This window comes from Aliterella sp. E5.1, assembly GCF_057473825.1.
In genome coordinates this window covers 1-1,129 of sequence record NZ_JBYCCV010000488.1, presented here as the reverse complement: position 1 = coordinate 1,129, position 1,129 = coordinate 1, and the positions used below count along the sequence as shown (strand labels likewise).

The window sequence follows — 1,129 nt, the reverse complement described above, 5'->3', positions numbered from 1 at the left end:
GTGTGCTCTTCCGATCTGAGCAGCTTCCTTACCAATTTGGCGTAGTTGTGCAGGAGTGGGACGATAGCCCATGACTACAGCGCGGTCAGAAACGGGGTATTCCACTCGTCCAGGCAAGGCTGGTTGCAGCTTGTCTTCTACAAGGATGTTCCGGATGCAGTCTTTGAGCAAGACTTCGGTACGTGGATCGCAGCCACCGAGTTTTTGAAATAGGTCAAGACCGAGGCGAATGTTCTCCAATCTTTCTTTGGGTGAGGGGGGTACTAGCTTTGCGACTGCTGGAGCTTTGTCCCTGCTCATCCACTCATAGACCCATTGAGATACCAGTACGGCAAACTGGGGACTACACCATTGACCGAGGTTGATCGCAATTTGGGGATGTACCCAAGTACCACCGTAACGACCCCGTTTAACCTGCGCTAAGTTTAATATCGGAATTCCGATGTTTAAACTTAGCGCTTCTAGAAAGGCTTTTGTGGTTTGATTTTCCAGGTAGTGGGCTAATTGCTTGCCACAGGCTTGGCACATTGCAGTTGCGTTGATGTACCCATCAATCGCTCGTTGCCCAATATTGACTTCATTGACGTTGTGGGTAATTAAACTCATCTATCTACCCCTTAAAACAGTGAGGCAAAGAAGATGATTACCCTGATTAAAGGATTTGAGCCAAATCAAAAGTTCATCAATATGCTTATGGGGGATATTTTGGCTTTGGTTATTATGAGCCAATTTCGACTCGATTAATACAGAATCGGGTACGATTGTCATTGCCATGACCTATATAGTTTAATGCTTGCGGTTATTGATAAGAGCGATCGCGTGACTCGTGGTAGGGAAGCGCGGTCGCTTTTAAGTTTAAAAACAGTTGTTGGTCATTCTTTGGAAGGGCGACCTCGACGTTTGGAACCACCTTGCAGATACTTTTGCTGAGACTCTTTATGAGCTTGCTCTAAGTCTTCGGCATTGCATTGGTAGAGCCTGATCAATTCCATAAATTGGTCAAGTCTTAGCTTAGGTATAGTCCGCCCAGCTTCCCAATTATTAATACTGGAAACGGAAATCTCTAACTGTGACGCTACATCAGCAGGTGAGAGCTTAACCCGTTCCCGCAATTGTTTCATATCCATCT

General features: G+C 45.9%; 2 protein-coding genes. Both read right to left on the bottom strand.

The genetic code is table 11. The features are described 5' to 3' along the window. Positions 1–606, bottom strand: a 606-nt coding sequence (locus AC2VE5_RS28475; protein ID WP_486890867.1) for a KilA-N domain-containing protein, incomplete at its 3' end; no start/stop codon positions are given. Positions 607–872: 266 nt separating this feature from the next. Continuing rightward, positions 873–1,129, bottom strand: a 257-nt coding sequence (locus AC2VE5_RS28470) for a helix-turn-helix domain-containing protein (RefSeq protein WP_486890866.1), incomplete at its 5' end; no start/stop codon positions are given.